The sequence below is a fragment of the Segatella baroniae DSM 16972 = JCM 13447 genome (assembly GCF_000426585.1).
Classification (GTDB): domain Bacteria; phylum Bacteroidota; class Bacteroidia; order Bacteroidales; family Bacteroidaceae; genus Prevotella; species Prevotella baroniae.
Genome location: NZ_AUFQ01000001.1, coordinates 152290 through 168751 on the forward strand (window position 1 = coordinate 152290; position 16462 = coordinate 168751).

Below are 16462 nucleotides of genomic sequence, written 5' to 3' on the forward strand. Positions count from 1 at the left end.
CCGTCAGGGGACGGATGGGAAGATACCTTTCAGGACTCCGGGCCGCGCACCATCGGCGAACCCTGCTGTCCGGGGGGCAAAGTTACGCCCTTAAAGCTGTATTGGACAGATGCTTGACCCGGTCAATGACTGCCAACCGGCGCAACGTGCTGCCACTTGCCGGAGAAGTGATACAGGTTCCAAAATATACTTGTTTATTTGCAGCATGATTCAAGAAACGAACGATTTGAAAATATGAGAAAAGGAACATTCAAATACCCGGACAATCGCTTCGGCGGATACTTGCCGAAGCGGATACCCGAACCGTCGGAACCCCGGTTATCCGACAATCTGGTGAAGTACAGATTCAATGACTTCATGACGCAGTGTCGTCATTCATCACTTGTTCGCCGCACCGCTTCACCACAGAACCGGATACGCGATGACCCGCCCATGTGTCTGTTCACTGAAGCGGATAATGTAGCAACCAAATCCGCATATAAATAGAAAAAGAAATCTTCAACAATTAAAATAAATGGAACTATGAGTAAGGAAATCTTCGTTGCATTCGCAACACAGAAAGGTGGCATCGGCAAATCCACTGTCACGGCACTTGCCGCCAGCTACCTGCACAACGTGAAAGGCTACAATGTCGCCGTCGTGGACTGCGACGACCCGCAGCACAGCATCCACGGGCTGCGCGAACACGAAATGGGGCTTATCGACAGCAGCACCTACTTCAAGGCTCTCGCTTGCGACCATTTCCGCCGGATGAAAAAGAACGCCTACACCATCGTCAAGAGCAATGCGGTGAACGCCCTCGACGATGCCGAGAGGATGATTGCCACTGAGGACGTGAAACCCGACGTGGTGTTCTTCGACATGCCCGGCACACTCCGTAGTAACGGCGTGATAAAGACGCTCTCGCAGATGGACTACATCTTCACTCCGCTGAGTGCCGACCGCTTTGTTGTGGAGAGTACCCTGAAATTCGTCACAATGTTCCGCGACAGGCTGATGACTACCGGACAGGCGAAAACAAAGGGGCTTTATCTGTTTTGGACGATGGTGGACGGCAGGGAGAGGAACGACCTGTACGGCATCTACGAGGAAGTGATAGCCGAAATGGGCTTTCCGGTACTTTCCACCCGCTTGCCCGACAGCAAGAAGTTCCGCCGTGACCTTTCGGAAGAGCGCAAGAGCGTTTTCCGCTCCACCATCTTCCCGATGGACACGGCACTGCTGAAAGGGAGTGGCATCCGGGAGTTTTCCGAAGAGATAAGCGACATCATCAGACCGCAGTGAGCATGGGCAGCAGGAAAGTGAACACGGAAGGCATCGACGAGGAACTGCTGTTAGCTTCCATCGGGCGGCGCACACAGGACGGGACACTGCGCCCCGCACAGGAAGTACCCGCAGCTGCACCGACCGAAGAGGACACCGCCGCACCGGAACCACCTCCTGTGCAACCAGTAACACGGGAAAAAGCGCAGAGGGAAAGTGGCCGCCGGAAAAGGCAGGATGAGGACTATAACGAGCTGTTCCTGCGCCGCAACGAGATAAAGACCCGCCAGTGTGTCTATATCAGCCGCGATGTCCACGGCAAAATCCTCAGAATCGTGAACGACATCGCCGGAGGTGAAATCTCGGTGGGCGGCTATGTGGATACCGTGCTGCGCCAACATCTGGAACAGCACAAGGAGAGAATCAACGAACTGTACAAGAAACAACGTGAAGATCTGATTTGAAAATGGAAAAAGAAATGACACCGAATGAAAAAAGACCACAGCAAGACTGCGGAGGTATGTTTGCCCAAGTGCAGGCGAGTGTGGAAATCCTGTCGCCTGTCCCGGTAAGCGGCAAATGCTGCGAGAAGGACTATGAACGTCTGTTCATCCGTGACTCGGAAGTAAAGGCACGTGAGGGGAAGATGGCGTATGTGCGCCCGGAGTACCACGAGCGTATCATGTGTATCACCCGTGTAATCGGGCATGACCGGCTTATGCTGTCCGCTTACATCGACCATGTGCTGACGCATCACTTCAACCAGTGCGAGGATGCGATAAAGAGCCTTTATGCCCGAAATTATAATTCAGTATTCTAACCAAAAACGGAAGGATATGAATTACACAATCAGCATGACAGACATTCTGCTGGCGGTATCGGTCGGCTGCAACCTCTGGTTCCTGTTCCTGCTCCTTTACGAGCGCATCATGGACACGCGGATTGTCCGCTTCTTCAAGGGCATTGTCGGATTATGGCGGTCACTGGACGGGAATGAGGCTAAACGCATAGCGGCACACGAGGAAGTCCCTGCGGAAAAGGCGGACATCATCGGCAAGAGCCGTTTCAGGATGGCATCCACCCGGACAACCGCTGCCATACCGACGCAAGAAGCCGCCACTATGGAAAAAGGCATTGAGCTGTCGGAGGAAGAGGCTACTTTTGACGACGGAAAAACGGGAAACGCATCCCGCCCGGCACAAGTTCCGGAGGAAAAACTCGATGAGACCTTCACGAGCATACCGCCGGAGGAACTGGGATACGGGGACGACGAACCGGAAGAGGACGCCTCGGACACGCCACGGGCTTCGGGCAGCAGCTTTGACGAGATTGACGACGCCTGCAAGACCGCCAAGAACCCGGACGCGACACAGGCGGAACGTGAAAAGGCGGCGAAGGTGTTCACCGACATGGAGGGCACGGAGTTGTACGAGAAAATGATGGAAGGCTCTTCGGAGATAGGCATCCGCATCAAGGGGCTTATCGAGATTCGGCTGAAGAAACCTGAAAAGGAGTTCGTCGTGCCGGACAACATCGAGGAGTTCGACATTCGCAACTATGTATGACAACAATAAAAGAAATGAACATGAAAGAATGACATCAACCCACGCGGCGAGGAAACGCAAGGCGCATCCCTATCCGCAACGGACACGCCCACGTCCGTGGAAACAAACGGGCATCCACTAAAACCAAAGTAAAGAAACAAAGTATCAACCGCCCGACAAAGGACCATCCACCCTTTTGACGGCAAAAAACAAGAACAGTTTATGAACAAGAACATCTTGAAAAACAGAAAAGCAATCCTCTCCGCGGCACTTGTCATCGCCGCAACCGCCTCCGCTTTCGCGCAGGGAAACGGCATCGCGGGCATCAACGAAGCCACCTCTATGGTGAGTTCTTATTTCGACCCCGGAACTAAACTGATATACGCCATCGGTGCAGTCGTCGGGCTTATCGGGGGCGTAAAAGTGTACGGCAAGTTTTCATCGGGCGACCCCGACACCAGCAAGACAGCCGCCTCGTGGTTCGGCGCGTGCATCTTCCTGATTGTTGCCGCCACCATCCTGCGCTCATTCTTCCTTTAATAAATAATGTATGGCTGAATACCCAATCAACAAGGGTATCGGCCGTCCGGTAGAGTTCAAGGGCTTGAAGGCACAGTACCTCTTCATCTTCTGCGGAGGTCTGCTGGCTCTCTTCGTCCTGTTCGTCATCCTCTACATGGTCGGTATCGACCAGTGGATATGTATCGGCTTCGGCGCGGCATCGTCCTCCCTCCTTGTATGGCAGACCTTCGCGCTGAACGCCCGGTACGGCGAACACGGGCTGATGAAATTAGGAGCGGCACGGAGCCATCCCCGATACCTTATCAACCGGCGGCGGATACCCCGTCTGTTCAAACGACAACGAAAGGAAGAAAGACAATGAGGAATACATCGAAAATGACAACACTGGAAAACAGGTTCCCACTTTTAGCGGTGGAGCATGGCTGCATCATCTCAAAGGACGCCGACATCACGGTGGCTTTCGAGGTGGAACTGCCGGAACTTTACACCGTGACGGGTGCGGAGTACGAGGCGATACACAGTTGCTGGTGCAAGGCTATCAAGGTGCTGCCGGACTACTCCGTCGTCCACAAACAGGACTGGTTCATCAAGGAACGCTACAAACCGGAGCTTCAGAAGGACGACATGAGCTTTTTAAGCCGCTCTTTCGAGCGTCACTTCAACGAGCGTCCGTACCTGAAACACACCTGCTACCTCTACCTGACCAAGACAACAAAGGAGCGTAACCGGATGCAGAGCAATTTCAGCACGCTGTGCCGGGGACATATCATCCCGAAGGAGCTGGACAGGGAAACCACGACCAAGTTCTTGGAAGCCTGCGAACAGTTCGAGCGCATCATGAACGACAGCGGGCTTGTCAGGCTGCGCCGCCTCTCCACCGATGAGATTGTGGGTACTGAGGGAAATACGGGACTTATTGAACGCTACTTCTCGCTCATGTCGGAAGGTGACACCACCTTGCAGGACATCGAGCTTTCGGCAAGGGAGATGCGCATCGGCGACAACCGCCTGTGTCTGCACACCCTCTCCGACGCGGAAGACCTGCCGGGCAAGGTGGCTACCGACACCCGTTACGAGAAGCTCTCCACCGACCGGAGTGACTGCCGACTGTCATTCGCCTCCCCGGTGGGGCTTCTGCTCTCCTGCAACCATATCTACAACCAGTATGTGCTGATAGACAACAGTGAGGAAACCTTGCATAAGTTCGAGAAGTCCGCCCGTAACATGCAGTCGCTATCTCGCTATTCAAGGAGCAACAGCATCAACCGCGAGTGGATAGACCAATACCTGAACGAAGCCCATTCCTACGGACTGACCTCGGTACGGGCACACTTCAACGTCATGGCGTGGAGCGACGATGCGGAGGAACTGAAGCATATCAAGAACGACGTGGGCAGCCAGTTGGCAAGCATGGAATGCGTGCCGCGCCACAACACCATCGACTGCCCGACACTCTACTGGGCGGCGATACCCGGCAATGCGGCGGACTTCCCGGCGGAAGAGAGTTTCCACACCTTCATCGAACAGGCGGTGTGCCTGTTCACAGAGGAAACCAACTACCGCAACTCGCTCTCGCCCTTCGGCATCAAGATGGTGGACAGGCTCACGGGAAAACCGCTGCACCTTGACATCTCCGACCTGCCCATGAAGCGGGGTATCACGACCAACCGCAACAAGTTCGTGCTGGGTCCTTCGGGCAGCGGCAAGTCTTTCTTCATGAACCACCTCGTGCGCCAATATTATGAGCAAGGCGCACATGTGGTATTGGTGGACACGGGAAACTCCTATCAGGGCTTGTGCGGCATGATCCGACGCAAGACAGGCGGAGCGGACGGCGTGTATTTCACCTACACGGAAGAGAAGCCCATATCGTTCAACCCGTTCTACACCGACGATTACATCTTCGACGTGGAGAAGAAGGACAGCATCAAGACCCTGCTGCTGACGCTCTGGAAGTCGGAGGACGACAAGGTGACAAAGACGGAGAGCGGCGAGCTGGGCAGTGCCGTGAGTGCCTATATTGAGCGCATCCAATCCGACCGTAGCATCGTGCCGTCGTTCAACACCTTCTACGAGTATATGCGTGACGACTACCGCAAGGAACTGGCACAGCGTGACATCAAGGTGGAGAAGTCCGACTTCAACATCGACAACATGCTCACCACCATGCGGCAGTATTACCGGGGCGGACGCTACGACTTCCTGCTCAACTCCACGGAGAACATCGACCTGCTCGGCAAGCGGTTCATTGTCTTCGAGATAGATTCGATTAAGGAAAACCGCGAACTGTTCCCCGTCGTGACCATCATCATCATGGAAGCCTTCATCAACAAGATGCGGCGACTAAAAGGGGTACGGAAACAGCTTATTGTGGAAGAGGCTTGGAAGGCTCTCTCTTCAGCGAACATGGCTGAATATCTGCGCTATATGTACAAGACGGTCAGAAAATATTACGGCGAGGCAATCGTGGTGACGCAGGAGGTGGACGACATCATTTCCTCTCCCGTGGTCAAGGAGAGCATCATCAACAACTCCGACTGCAAGATACTTCTCGACCAGCGCAAGTACATGAACAAGTTCGACCAGATACAGGCGTTGCTCGGACTGACGGAAAAGGAGAAAGGGCAGATACTCTCCATCAACATGGCGAACAACCCTTCACGGCTCTACAAGGAGGTGTGGATAGGCTTGGGTGGCACACAATCGGCGGTCTATGCCACCGAGGTCAGTGCAGAAGAATATCTGGCGTACACCACCGAGGAAACGGAGAAAGTGGAGGTTTACCGTCTGGCGGAGAAGTTGGGCGGCGACATCGAAGCCGCCATCCGGCAACTTGCCGAGAAGCGGAGAACCAAAAGTTAATCATTTAATCATCAGCTAAAAACAAGAAATGCGTATGAATTTATCAAAAGTTAAAATGCTGCAAGTCAGCAAGTGCCTGATCGGATTGGCGGTCATGATGCTGCAATCCTGCGATGTGGTCGATAACCGCCGTGATATGCTGTGCGGGAACTGGGAGAGCGTGGAGGGGAAGCCCGATGTGCTTATCTACAAGGAGGGCGAAGCCTACAAGGTGACGGTGTTCCGCCGGAGCGGTCTGCGCCGCAAGCTGAAACCGGAAACCTATCTCTTGCAGGAGGAAAACGACAACCTGTTCATGAACACCGGCTTCCGCATCGACGTGTCCTACAACGAGGCAACGGACGTGCTGACCTTCTCGCCGGGCGGCGACTATGTGCGGGTGAAACCGCAGCCGGGACACCCGACAGAAGAATAACAACCACTAAAATCCAAAGTAACATGAGAACAAGAATAACAATGATTATCTGCCTGTGCCTGCTTTTCGCAGGCAGGGCAAGCGCACAGTGGGTCGTAAGCGATCCGGGCAATCTGGCGCAGGGTATCATCAATGCCTCCAAAAACATCATCCATACCTCCAAGACTGCCACGAACATGGTGAGCAACTTTCAGGAAACGGTGAAAATCTATCAGCAGGGCAAAAAGTATTACGATGCCCTCAAATCGGTGAACAATCTCGTCAAGGACGCCCGCAAGGTGCAGCAGACCATCCTGATGGTAGGCGACATCACCGACATTTATGTAAACAGTTTCCAAAGGATGCTCCGTGATGGAAATTTCAGACCAGAAGAGCTGTCGGCAATCGCTTTCGGTTACACGAAACTGCTGGAAGAGAGCAACGAAGTATTGACGGAACTGAAGAATGTGGTGAACATCACCACGCTCTCCATGACCGACAAGGAGCGCATGGACGTGGTGGAACGCTGCTACTCCAAAATGAAGCGTTACCGCAACCTTGTGAGCTATTACACCAACAAGAACATCTCCGTGAGTTATCTGCGTGCGAAGAAAAAGAACGACCTCGACCGCATCATGGGGCTGTACGGGAACATGAACGAAAGATACTGGTAAGCCTATGGAGTTCGATAACCTTCATCAGATTTTACGCTCACTTTATGAGCAGATGATGCCGCTATGTGGGGACATGGCGGGTGTGGCGAAAGGCATCGCCGGGCTGGGTGCGCTGTTCTACGTCGCCTACCGGGTATGGCAGTCGCTGGCGAGAGCCGAACCGATAGACGTATTCCCGATGCTCCGTCCTTTTGCCATCGGTCTGTGCATCATGTTCTTCCCGACTGTGGTGCTGGGCACGATAAACAGCATCCTCTCACCCGTCGTACAGGGCACGGCAAAGATGCTGGAGGCGGAAACGCTGGACATGAACCGATACCGGGAGCAGAAGGACAAGCTGGAATACGAGGCGATGGTACGCAACCCCGAAACCGCCTACCTCGTGTCCAACGAGGAATTTGACAAGCAACTGGAGGAACTCGGCTGGTCGCCCTCCGACATGGTGACGATGGCGGGAATGTATATCGACCGGGGAATGTACAACATGAAGAAGAGTATCCGCGACTTCTTCCGCGAGATACTGGAACTGCTGTTCCAAGCCGCCGCCCTCGTGATAGACACCGTCCGCACCTTCTTTCTCGTGGTGCTGGCGATACTCGGTCCGATAGCCTTCGCCCTGTCGGTATGGGACGGTTTCCAAAGCACGCTCACGCAGTGGATATGCCGCTACATACAGGTCTATCTGTGGCTTCCGGTGTCGGACATGTTCAGCACCATACTGGCGAAGATACAGGTGCTGATGCTGCAAAGCGACATCGAGCGGATGCAGGCAGACCCGAACTTCTCGCTGGATTCGAGCGACGGGGTGTATATCGTGTTCCTCTGCATCGGCATCATCGGATACTTCACCATTCCCACCGTTGCCGGCTGGATTATCCAAGCCGGAGGCATGGGCGGTTACGGTCGCAACGTGAACCAGATGGCGGGACGAGCCGGAAGCATGGCGGGCAGCGTGGCGGGTGCAGCCGCAGGAAACGTGGTCGGACGTGCCGGGAAACTGCTGAAATAATCAACTGACAATTAAAAACGAATAAACAACAATGGAATTTAAGTCACTTAAAAACATCGAATCATCGTTCAGGCAGATACGCCTGTTCGGTATCGTCTTCCTCTCGCTGTGCACCGTGGTGACGGTGTGGAGCGTGTGGAACTCCTACCGTTTCGCGGAGAAGCAACGGGAGAAAATCTATGTGTTGGACAACGGCAAGTCGCTGATGCTTGCGCTGTCGCAGGATCTGTCGCAGAACCGTCCAGCGGAGGCACGGGAGCATGTGCGCCGCTTCCACGAGCTTTTCTTCACGCTGTCACCTGAAAAAAGCGCGATTGAACACAACGTAAAACGTGCCTTGCTGCTGGCAGACAAGAGCGTGTACCACTATTATTCGGACTTCGCCGAGAAGGGGTACTACAACCGCATCATCGCCGGAAACATCAACCAAGTGTTGAAGGTGGACAGCGTGGTGTGTGACTTCAACGCCTATCCCTACCGAGCCGTGACCTACGCCACGCAGAAAATCATCCGGCAAAGCAACGTCACCGAGCGCAGCCTCGTGACCACCTGCCGCCTGCTGAACGCATCACGGTCGGACGACAATCCCAACGGCTTCACCATCGAGGGTTTCACCATCATCGAGAATAAGGATTTACAGACTATCAAACGGTAACGGATTATGAAACGGAAAGTAAAAAGTATCAGAAAAACAATGTGGGGCGTGTACTGGAAGCTCCACGACAAACGGAAACGGCTGGTGGCAAGGCTCAAAGGGTATCTGGACGGTTTGCCGCCGGAAACACGCCGCCGCATCGTACTGGGGATGCTCGCCGCCTTCGCGGTGCTTGCCCTCTACACCTTCGGCAGAGCCGTCTATGACATCGGCAGGAACGACGGCTTACGCATGGAAACGGGACACGCCGGACGGGTGGAACTGCCGACCCCGGTGGAAACTGACAATCACTTAACACCTTATTTATATGGAACAGACGAAGAATGAACCGACGAAAGAGAACAAAGCCGCTCCCGACACGGGAAAGCCGAAAAAGGGGCGCGAACCGCTGACCGAGGCGCAGCGGCTGAAACGGCAGAAGATGATAGTCCTGCCCGCTATGGTGCTGGTGTTCATCGGGGCGATGTGGCTGATATTCGCCCCGTCCTCCGGCAAGGAGCAACAGCCGGGAACAGACGGATACAACACCGAGATGCCCGACGCGGACAAGGCGAACCGGCAGATTATCGGCGACAAGTTGAAAGCCTACGAGCATGGGGAGATGGAAGAGCGTCTGGAGAGCCGCAACCGTGCCATCGGGCAGCTGGGCGACATGTTCGACCGCGAGATAGCTGGAACGGAGGACGGGACGGACTTCGACCTCGCCAATCCGGGCGGCAAAGAGGAAAAGGCACAGCCCGCCACGCCGCAGACCATCCAATCCTCCGCAGCCGCCTACCGTGACCTGAACGCCACCCTCGGCAACTTCTACGAACAGCCGAAGAACGACAATGCCGAGATGGATGAGCTGTTGGAGCGCATCGCCTCGCTGGAGTCGGAACTGGAAAGCGAGAAGGGCAGGACTTCATCTATGGACGAACAGGTGGCACTTATGGAGAAGTCCTATGAGCTGGCGGCAAAGTACATGGGCGGTCAGAACGGAGGAAAGCCGGAACAGGCGGCAGAGCCTTCCACCGTGCAGAAGGGAAAGAAGAACACGGCGACACCCGTAAGGCAAGTGACCCGCCAAGTCGTTTCCTCCCTTGCACAGCCCATGAGCAACGCGGAGTTTGTCGCCACCTTCTCGCAGGAGCGCAACCGGGGGTTCAACACGGCTGTCGGCACTACAGAGGTATCGGACCGGAATACCATCCCGGCATGTGTGCATGGTGCGCAGAGCGTGACGGACGGACAGACGGTAAGGTTGCGCCTGCTGGAGCCTATGGCGGTGGCGGGCAGAACAATCCCACGCAATGCAGTGGTGGTCGGCACGGGCAAGATACAGGGTGAGCGGCTCGACATCGAGGTCACCTCGCTGGAATACGATGGCACGATTATCCCGGTGGAGCTTGCGGTCTATGACACGGACGGACAGCCCGGTATCTTCATCCCGAACTCGATGGAGATGAACGCCGTCAGGGAGGTCGCCGCCAACATGGGCGGCTCGTTAGGGAGCAGCATCAACATCTCCACCAATGCCGGGGCGCAGCTCGCCTCCGATTTGGGCAAGGGGCTGATACAAGGCACGAGCCAGTACATCGCCAAGAAGATGCGAACCGTAAAGGTGCATCTGAAAGCCGGGTACAGGGTCATGCTCTATCAGGAAAAGGACTGAAAACAACAATCAATCAAAAAAACATTTACCACTAAAATCCAAAAGTAATGAGAAAAGTAATCATCATGTTTGCCCTCGCTATGGGCATCGCAACTGCCAACGCGCAGGAGAATGTAACCGTTGAAACGACCAAAGGAAGTGAACAGCCGACCTTGACGAAGGAGGTCTATCCGCAGAAGGAGGCGGACGGCGACCTGTATCACGGTCTGTCGCGCAAGCTGACCTTCGACCGCATGATACCGCCGCACGGACTGGAAGTGACCTATGACAAGACCGTCCACGTCATTTTTCCGGCGGAGGTGCGCTATGTCGATTTAGGCTCGCCCGACCTGATTGCCGGGAAAGCCGACGGAGCGGAGAACGTCATCCGCGTGAAGGCTACCGTGAGAAATTTTCCCAACGAAACGAATATGTCCGTCATCACGGAGGACGGCAGTTTCTACACCTTCAACGTGAAGTACGCCGCCGAACCGCTGTTACTCAACGTGGAGATGTGCGATTTCATCCATGACGGCAGTACGGTGAACCGCCCGAACAATGCGCAGGAAATCTATCTGAAAGAGCTGGGCAGCGAAAGCCCGATGCTGGTGCGCCTTATCATGAAGTCCATCCACAAACAGAACAAGCGCGAGGTGAAGCATATCGGCTGCAAGCGTTTCGGCATCCAATACCTGTTGAAAGGCATCTACACGCACAACGGCTTACTCTACTTCCACACGGAGATAAAGAACCAGAGCAACGTGCCTTTCGATGTGGACTACATCACTTGGAAAATCGTGGACAAGAAGGTGGCGAAACGTACCGCCGTGCAGGAGCAGATCATTCTGCCGCTCCGTGCGCAGAACTACGCCACTCTCGTGCCGGGCAAAAAAAGTGAGCGCACGGTCTTCACGATGGCGAAGTTCACCATCCCCGACGACAAGTGCCTCGTGGTGGAGCTGAACGAGAAGAACGGCGGCCGTCACCAGTCCTTCGTGATTGAGAACGAGGATTTGGTACGAGCCAGCACCATTAACGAACTTCAAGTGCGCTGACCATGAGAAAATACATCGCAATAATCATCGCGTCGCTTGCCCTTTTCACGGGGCAGGCGCACGCCCAGCGGTGTCTGCCGAAGATGCATGGCATCGAGGTAAGGGCGGACATGGCGGACGGTTTCAATCCCGGTGGCAAGGACGGCGGCTACAGTTTCGGGGCGTCTCTTTCCACCTACACGAAGAGGGGAAACAAGTGGGTGTTCGGTGGCGAATACCTCCTGAAAAACAATCCTTACAAGAACACCAAGATACCCGTGGCGCAGTTCACGGCGGAGGGCGGCTATTACTTCAAGATACTGTCGGACGCTCGAAAAATCGTGTTCGTCTATGCCGGGGCTTCGGCTCTTGCCGGATATGAGTCGGTGAACTGGGGAACGAAGGTGCTGCATGACGGTTCTACGCTGCACGACCGGGACGCCTTCATCTACGGCGGCGCGCTGACGCTCGATGTGGAATGCTACGTGGCAGACCGTATAGCCCTGCTTGCCAATCTGCGGGAGCGTTGCCTTTGGGGTGGCGACACGCGGAAGTTTCACACGCAGTTCGGGGTCGGTATCAAGTTCATCATCAACTGACACGGGCATGGAAAGGACGGAAATAGATGCTGTCAGAAGGATGCCGCTTACGGATTTTCTCGCACGGCTGGGGCATGAGCCTGTTAGAAGGAGCAGTAACGAGCTGTGGTATCTTGCCCCGTACAGGGGCGAGCGCACACCCTCTTTCCGTGTGAACGTGGCGAAACAGCTCTGGTACGACTTCGGTTTGGGCAAGGGCGGCGACATCTTCACGCTTGCCGGGGAGTTTCTGCAAAGCGATGACTTCATGAAGCAAGCGAAGTTCATAGCGGAAGCCGCCAATATGACGGTTGCCGGATGGGAAAAGCCCGCCTATCTCCCGAAGCCGACCGAACCCGTCTTTGAGGATGTGGAGGTCGCTCCGTTACTTCGCTCACCGTTGACGGACTATCTGGCGGAACGTGGCATACCCATCGCCATCACATCCCGTCACTGTTGCCGTCTGAACTACAGTGTGCGTGGAAAACGGTATTTTGCTGTCGGTTTCCTGAATATGGCAGGTGGATATGAAGTCCGAAGCCGATTTTTCAAGGGGTGCATCCCGCCAAAAGATGTGTCTTTGGCAAGGACGAAGGAAATCCCGGCTGACGAGTGCCTCGTGTTTGAGGGCTTCATGGACTTTCTCTCCGCTGTGACGCTTGGCGTAACCGGTAACGCTGACTGCCTTGTTCTGAACTCTGTCGCCAACGTGGAGAAGGCGGCGGAATTGCTGGACGGCTACGGGCGCATCGGATGCTTCCTTGACCGTGACGAAGCCGGACGGCGGACGCTTGACGCTCTTGCCAAACGGTATGGGGCGCGTGTCGCCGACCGTTCCTCCCTCTATGACGGTTGCAAGGACTTGAATGAGTACCTGCAACGGACAACGAAAAAACAGAAAAACAATCATCTAAAAATCGAAGAACAATGAACATACTGAACAACAGAAACAAGAGTACAAACATCTTTAAGGTGGTGGCGTTATGCCTGATAGCCGCTGTGTCATTCACCCTCGTGTCGTGCGATGACGACATGGACATCCAACAGTCCTATCCCTTCACGGTGGAGGTCATGCCCGTGCCGAACAAGGTGACAAAGGGGCAGACGGTGGAAATCCGCTGTGAACTGAAAAAGGAGGGCGACTTCGCTAACACGCTTTATACCATCCGCTATTTTCAGTTTGAGGGAGAAGGAAAGTTGAAAATGGATAACGGCATCACCTTCCTGCCCAACGACCGCTACCTGCTGGAGAACGAAAAGTTCCGCCTGTACTACACGGCGGAGGGCGAAGAGGCGCACAACTTTATTGTGGTGGTGGAGGACAACTTCGGCAACTCCTTCGAGCTGGAATTTGACTTCAACAACCGGAATGTAAAGGATGACGGTTTGACCATCGTTCCCATCGGCAACTTCAGCCCCTTGCTGAAATGATGCGTGTATTCATGGTAATGCTCTGTTCGCTTATGGCGGTCTGTTCCGTGTCCGCACGGATCAGCCGCCGAGAGGGAATGGACGGGCAGGCGGCAATCTACCGTTTGCCACTTTTCGAGAGGGCGGTGTGCTGCACGAAATATTTTGAGGGCTGGCACTCGGAAAAACACCACCCATACGTGGGTTGGGGTCACAAAATTCTGCCGGACGAAAGATATTCGGCACGAACCATGACGAAGCGGCAGGCGGACGTGCTTCTGCGGAAAGACTTGCGGAAGTTCTGCGCGATGTTCCGGCAGTTCGGGAAAGACAGCCTTTTACTCGCCACGCTTGCCTACAACGTGGGTCCATACCGGCTTTTGGGTAGCAAGACAATCCCCAAAAGCACCTTGATAAAGAAGTTGGAGGCTGGCGACAGGAACATCTACCATGAATATATTGCTTTTTGCAGTTACAAGGGAAAACGCCATGCCATGCTGCTCACACGGAGAAAGGTGGAGTTTGCGCTGCTGTATATCCCGTGATTGATGCAAAATTCGTAAAAAAAATAATTACCTCTGTTTTATAATTCAAGAGCAGGGGTAATTATGTATCACCTCAATATTACTTTAGTTGTATTATTTTATGATAACATTTTGTCATTCAGTATAAAATGCCTAATTTTGCGTCCAAAGACAGAACAATTATGAATAATAAATTAAATATAAAAATAGAACAATTAAAGAACATCAATAATATTGAGTTAAATCTACCAATAGAAACAGGACTTTATGCTATAACTGGAGCTAATGGAACAGGCAAAAGTACTATCATGACAGTCATTTCTAAGGTTGTACGTAACTCTGCATTCAATGTTTTTCAACCTCATGATTATTCATCTAATAGTAAAATCACAATATCCTATGATGGAAAAGAAAATTCTTGGACAAAAGCCAGTAGAGGATGGAGTTGTAGTTCAACTGATATAATATCTCTAAAAGGTTTTTATGAAGGTAGCATAATACATGGAATGCGTTTTATAGATGCAAATTATGATACATTACTAAAAGCTGAAAGAGTTAATAATACAATTTTAACTGATGCAGATTCGTTTGTTTCGCGCAATTTAAGTTATATTTTGCATGGAAATTATGATTTCTATACAAATCTTAAACGCATTAAAAATAGAACATTAGCACAACTTAAAGCGTTCAAAGGAATTCCATATTTCATTGAAGGAACTAATGGAATAGTTAATCAGTTTTGTATGAGTGCAGGAGAAAATATGTTGATTAGCTTATTGCATATGTTGAATGTTGTCATTGTTCGCCCTGCAAAGTCTGAAGATGTACGGCTTATATTGATAGATGAAATTGAATTAGCATTGCATCCATCTGCAATCATGAGGTTAGTTGATTTTTTGCAAAAATTGGCTACAGAGTATAATCTTGCTATATATTTTTCAAGTCATTCAATAGAATTACTTAGGAAAATAAAGCCTTCAAATATTTTTCATTTACAAAAGGAGTTGGATAATATCGCTATTGTAAATCCATGTTATCCATCATATGCAACACGAGATATTTATCAACATTCGGGATACGATTTTCTTATTTTAGTAGAGGATGTGTTGGCTAAATATATATTGGAGAATATAATTGATGAAAATGCCTTGTATAAAAGTAAATTGATTAATATTCTACCAAGTGGTGGTTGGGAGAATGTGTTAAAAATGCAAGATGATATTTGTAAGTCAAATTTAGCAGGGGTTGGAACAAAAGTATTAAGTGTTCTTGATGGTGATGTAAAACCGGATTTTGAACAACTATATAAGCAAAAGGGATTATATACTAATTTAACAATAAATTTTCTGCCAATACATAGTTTGGAAAAATACCTACATGAAAAAATTATTGTAAATAAAGATGCTGATTTTTTCAAGGAAATAGGTGACCGTTTTTTCAAAGTTAAATCACTAAAAGAAGTGGTGGATAGTTTAATCAAAAAGAATGACGACAAGGCGTTTTATAATTACCTCATTAAAAACTTAAAAGAACAAGGAATAGAAGAAAATGTATTTGTTCAAAAAGTTTGTGAAATGATATATCGAAAGGAAGATATGTCTAAACTACTAACATTCTTACAAAAAACATTTCAAAATTAAAATACTTAATGATTATTTCGGAAAAATCCGATGAAGCCGCCAACTTCATTGGATTTTCCGCTTTTCATACATTCGGGATTGTTCCCGTGTCTATCACGCCACCGTCCCTGCAATGCTCAATGCTACCGGGCGTAAACCCCATGCTCCCAATTGCGATGTGGCTAATATAGTCCGCATACTCCTGACCTTGAAAATTCCTTCCCGTAAGGTTTCTGAAAATCATCTTTATGCTTATGCCGTCGTTGCTGTGCAAGATGATTTTTCCGTTCTGTCTGATTGCTTCCATGATTAAAACTTGTTTTTGTAAATTGTATCACAGATTGGAACTTGGGCTTTTTGCTACTTTTGTGCCGCCCACTGCTCACTGACAAAAGTAGCGGGCGGCGATTTTACCGCCCGTTCCTCTTCTTAAAAGCGTGTGTAAAGTCCCGTCACCATCGTGAACATTTCCTCCAGCATATCAAAATAGATACCCTCGTGTACGGCAATGTCCTTCGTCCTGCACTCGAATGTCTTTTTGCTGAATGTCCTGCGGTAGAAGCGCATATTGTAGAGATCTGCCCCCGCATCATAGATGATGTCAAGGCGGTTGGCACTTGTCTTGTTCCTTGCAAGGCTCATCCGTAAGCCGTTGCCCATATTGATGTAATCTCGGCTACCTGTCATGGCGGTAAAGCGTTTTCCACCTATCTGCTGTAATATCGTCTGTGCTATCATATT

21 protein-coding genes are annotated in these 16462 nt (G+C 51.7%); 19 read left to right on the forward strand and 2 right to left on the reverse strand.

Translation table 11 applies throughout. The annotated features are described in order from the left end of the window. Window positions 1–522: 522 nt before the first annotated feature. The 19 genes from K334_RS0100675 (at window position 523) to K334_RS0100765 (ending at window position 15742) form a co-directional block, all read left to right on the forward strand. Window positions 523–1284 (forward strand): ParA family protein, encoded by a 762-nt coding sequence (locus K334_RS0100675; protein ID WP_002560987.1) that lies wholly within the window; start codon window positions 523–525, stop codon window positions 1282–1284. A 2-nt stretch (window positions 1285–1286) separates the two neighbouring features. Beyond that, window positions 1287–1727: a DUF3408 domain-containing protein gene (locus K334_RS0100680; RefSeq protein WP_002560986.1), complete on the forward strand. Its 441-nt coding sequence runs from the start codon at window positions 1287–1289 to the stop codon at window positions 1725–1727. A 2-nt stretch (window positions 1728–1729) separates the two neighbouring features. Further along, the gene (locus K334_RS0100685) at window positions 1730–2083 is read left to right on the forward strand and encodes a DUF3408 domain-containing protein (RefSeq protein ID WP_025880727.1); all 354 of its coding nucleotides are present in this window, start codon (window positions 1730–1732) and stop codon (window positions 2081–2083) included. A gap of 16 nt (window positions 2084–2099) precedes the next feature. Continuing rightward, window positions 2100–2828 carry a hypothetical protein gene (locus K334_RS0100690; RefSeq protein ID WP_008764732.1) on the forward strand — a complete coding sequence of 243 codons (729 nt, stop codon included), beginning with the start codon at window positions 2100–2102 and terminating at the stop codon, window positions 2826–2828. Between the two features lie 201 nt (window positions 2829–3029). Next, window positions 3030–3347: a DUF4134 domain-containing protein gene (locus K334_RS0100695; RefSeq protein WP_002560983.1), complete on the forward strand. Its 318-nt coding sequence runs from the start codon at window positions 3030–3032 to the stop codon at window positions 3345–3347. A 10-nt stretch (window positions 3348–3357) separates the two neighbouring features. Next, window positions 3358–3690 carry a DUF4133 domain-containing protein gene (locus K334_RS0100700; RefSeq protein ID WP_008764731.1) on the forward strand — a complete coding sequence of 111 codons (333 nt, stop codon included), beginning with the start codon at window positions 3358–3360 and terminating at the stop codon, window positions 3688–3690. After that, entirely contained in the window at window positions 3687–6191 is a 2505-nt protein-coding gene (locus tag K334_RS0100705; protein WP_004356142.1) for a TraG family conjugative transposon ATPase, read from the forward strand. Before K334_RS0100700 ends, K334_RS0100705 begins: the two co-directional genes overlap by 4 nt. A 34-nt stretch (window positions 6192–6225) precedes the next feature. Next, window positions 6226–6606: a DUF3876 domain-containing protein gene (locus K334_RS0100710; RefSeq protein ID WP_002560979.1), complete on the forward strand. Its 381-nt coding sequence runs from the start codon at window positions 6226–6228 to the stop codon at window positions 6604–6606. Between the two features lie 23 nt (window positions 6607–6629). Beyond that, on the forward strand, window positions 6630–7259 hold the full coding sequence (locus K334_RS0100715) for a DUF4141 domain-containing protein (RefSeq protein ID WP_002560978.1): 630 nt from the start codon (window positions 6630–6632) through the stop codon (window positions 7257–7259). A 4-nt stretch (window positions 7260–7263) separates the two neighbouring features. Further along, window positions 7264–8268, forward strand: coding sequence for a conjugative transposon protein TraJ (gene traJ / locus K334_RS0100720; protein ID WP_002560977.1), 1005 nt, complete (start codon window positions 7264–7266; stop codon window positions 8266–8268). 31 nt (window positions 8269–8299) lie between these two features. Then, the gene (gene traK, locus K334_RS0100725) at window positions 8300–8923 is read left to right on the forward strand and encodes a conjugative transposon protein TraK (RefSeq protein ID WP_002560976.1); all 624 of its coding nucleotides are present in this window, start codon (window positions 8300–8302) and stop codon (window positions 8921–8923) included. A 39-nt stretch (window positions 8924–8962) separates the two neighbouring features. Continuing rightward, window positions 8963–9250, forward strand: coding sequence for a TraL conjugative transposon family protein (locus K334_RS0100730; protein ID WP_002560975.1), 288 nt, complete (start codon window positions 8963–8965; stop codon window positions 9248–9250). Continuing rightward, window positions 9231–10577, forward strand: coding sequence for a conjugative transposon protein TraM (gene traM / locus K334_RS0100735; RefSeq protein WP_002560974.1), 1347 nt, complete (start codon window positions 9231–9233; stop codon window positions 10575–10577). The genes K334_RS0100730 and traM overlap by 20 nt, the downstream gene beginning before the upstream one ends. Window positions 10578–10624: 47 nt before the next feature. Beyond that, the gene (traN, locus tag K334_RS0100740) at window positions 10625–11611 is read left to right on the forward strand and encodes a conjugative transposon protein TraN (protein ID WP_002560973.1); all 987 of its coding nucleotides are present in this window, start codon (window positions 10625–10627) and stop codon (window positions 11609–11611) included. A gap of 2 nt (window positions 11612–11613) precedes the next feature. Continuing rightward, window positions 11614–12189: a conjugal transfer protein TraO gene (locus tag K334_RS0100745; RefSeq protein ID WP_008764729.1), complete on the forward strand. Its 576-nt coding sequence runs from the start codon at window positions 11614–11616 to the stop codon at window positions 12187–12189. A gap of 7 nt (window positions 12190–12196) precedes the next feature. Further along, window positions 12197–13099 (forward strand): DUF8464 domain-containing protein, encoded by a 903-nt coding sequence (locus K334_RS0100750; protein WP_002560971.1) that lies wholly within the window; start codon window positions 12197–12199, stop codon window positions 13097–13099. Then, window positions 13096–13599, forward strand: a complete 504-nt coding sequence (locus K334_RS0100755; protein WP_002560970.1) for a DUF3872 domain-containing protein — start codon at window positions 13096–13098, stop codon at window positions 13597–13599. The genes K334_RS0100750 and K334_RS0100755 overlap by 4 nt, the downstream gene beginning before the upstream one ends. After that, window positions 13596–14123, forward strand: a complete 528-nt coding sequence (locus K334_RS0100760) for a glycoside hydrolase family protein (RefSeq protein ID WP_002560969.1) — start codon at window positions 13596–13598, stop codon at window positions 14121–14123. Before K334_RS0100755 ends, K334_RS0100760 begins: the two co-directional genes overlap by 4 nt. A gap of 161 nt (window positions 14124–14284) precedes the next feature. Beyond that, entirely contained in the window at window positions 14285–15742 is a 1458-nt protein-coding gene (locus tag K334_RS0100765) for an ATP-dependent nuclease (protein WP_002560968.1), read from the forward strand. A 64-nt stretch (window positions 15743–15806) separates the two neighbouring features. On the opposite strand, the gene K334_RS0100770 is transcribed toward K334_RS0100765, so the two are convergent. After that, window positions 15807–16028: a DUF7688 family protein gene (locus K334_RS0100770; RefSeq protein ID WP_004356138.1), complete on the reverse strand. Its 222-nt coding sequence runs from the start codon at window positions 16026–16028 to the stop codon at window positions 15807–15809. Between the two features lie 122 nt (window positions 16029–16150). Further along, window positions 16151–16459: a hypothetical protein gene (locus K334_RS0100775; protein ID WP_002560966.1), complete on the reverse strand. Its 309-nt coding sequence runs from the start codon at window positions 16457–16459 to the stop codon at window positions 16151–16153. Between the last annotated feature and the right edge of the window lie 3 nt (window positions 16460–16462).

Coding starts and splice junctions, on each gene's coding strand:
- K334_RS0100675 (WP_002560987.1), top strand. CDS start 523: ATGAGTAAGGAAATCTTCGTTGCATTCGCAACACAGAAAGGTGGCATC.
- K334_RS0100680 (WP_002560986.1), top strand. CDS start 1,287: ATGGGCAGCAGGAAAGTGAACACGGAAGGCATCGACGAGGAACTGCTG.
- K334_RS0100685 (WP_025880727.1), top strand. CDS start 1,730: ATGGAAAAAGAAATGACACCGAATGAAAAAAGACCACAGCAAGACTGC.
- K334_RS0100690 (WP_008764732.1), top strand. CDS start 2,100: ATGAATTACACAATCAGCATGACAGACATTCTGCTGGCGGTATCGGTC.
- K334_RS0100695 (WP_002560983.1), top strand. CDS start 3,030: ATGAACAAGAACATCTTGAAAAACAGAAAAGCAATCCTCTCCGCGGCA.
- K334_RS0100700 (WP_008764731.1), top strand. CDS start 3,358: ATGGCTGAATACCCAATCAACAAGGGTATCGGCCGTCCGGTAGAGTTC.
- K334_RS0100705 (WP_004356142.1), top strand. CDS start 3,687: ATGAGGAATACATCGAAAATGACAACACTGGAAAACAGGTTCCCACTT.
- K334_RS0100710 (WP_002560979.1), top strand. CDS start 6,226: ATGAATTTATCAAAAGTTAAAATGCTGCAAGTCAGCAAGTGCCTGATC.
- K334_RS0100715 (WP_002560978.1), top strand. CDS start 6,630: ATGAGAACAAGAATAACAATGATTATCTGCCTGTGCCTGCTTTTCGCA.
- traJ (WP_002560977.1), top strand. CDS start 7,264: ATGGAGTTCGATAACCTTCATCAGATTTTACGCTCACTTTATGAGCAG.
- traK (WP_002560976.1), top strand. CDS start 8,300: ATGGAATTTAAGTCACTTAAAAACATCGAATCATCGTTCAGGCAGATA.
- K334_RS0100730 (WP_002560975.1), top strand. CDS start 8,963: ATGTGGGGCGTGTACTGGAAGCTCCACGACAAACGGAAACGGCTGGTG.
- traM (WP_002560974.1), top strand. CDS start 9,231: ATGGAACAGACGAAGAATGAACCGACGAAAGAGAACAAAGCCGCTCCC.
- traN (WP_002560973.1), top strand. CDS start 10,625: ATGAGAAAAGTAATCATCATGTTTGCCCTCGCTATGGGCATCGCAACT.
- K334_RS0100745 (WP_008764729.1), top strand. CDS start 11,614: ATGAGAAAATACATCGCAATAATCATCGCGTCGCTTGCCCTTTTCACG.
- K334_RS0100750 (WP_002560971.1), top strand. CDS start 12,197: ATGGAAAGGACGGAAATAGATGCTGTCAGAAGGATGCCGCTTACGGAT.
- K334_RS0100755 (WP_002560970.1), top strand. CDS start 13,096: ATGAACATACTGAACAACAGAAACAAGAGTACAAACATCTTTAAGGTG.
- K334_RS0100760 (WP_002560969.1), top strand. CDS start 13,596: ATGATGCGTGTATTCATGGTAATGCTCTGTTCGCTTATGGCGGTCTGT.
- K334_RS0100765 (WP_002560968.1), top strand. CDS start 14,285: ATGAATAATAAATTAAATATAAAAATAGAACAATTAAAGAACATCAAT.
- K334_RS0100770 (WP_004356138.1), bottom strand. CDS start 16,028: ATGGAAGCAATCAGACAGAACGGAAAAATCATCTTGCACAGCAACGAC.
- K334_RS0100775 (WP_002560966.1), bottom strand. CDS start 16,459: ATGATAGCACAGACGATATTACAGCAGATAGGTGGAAAACGCTTTACC.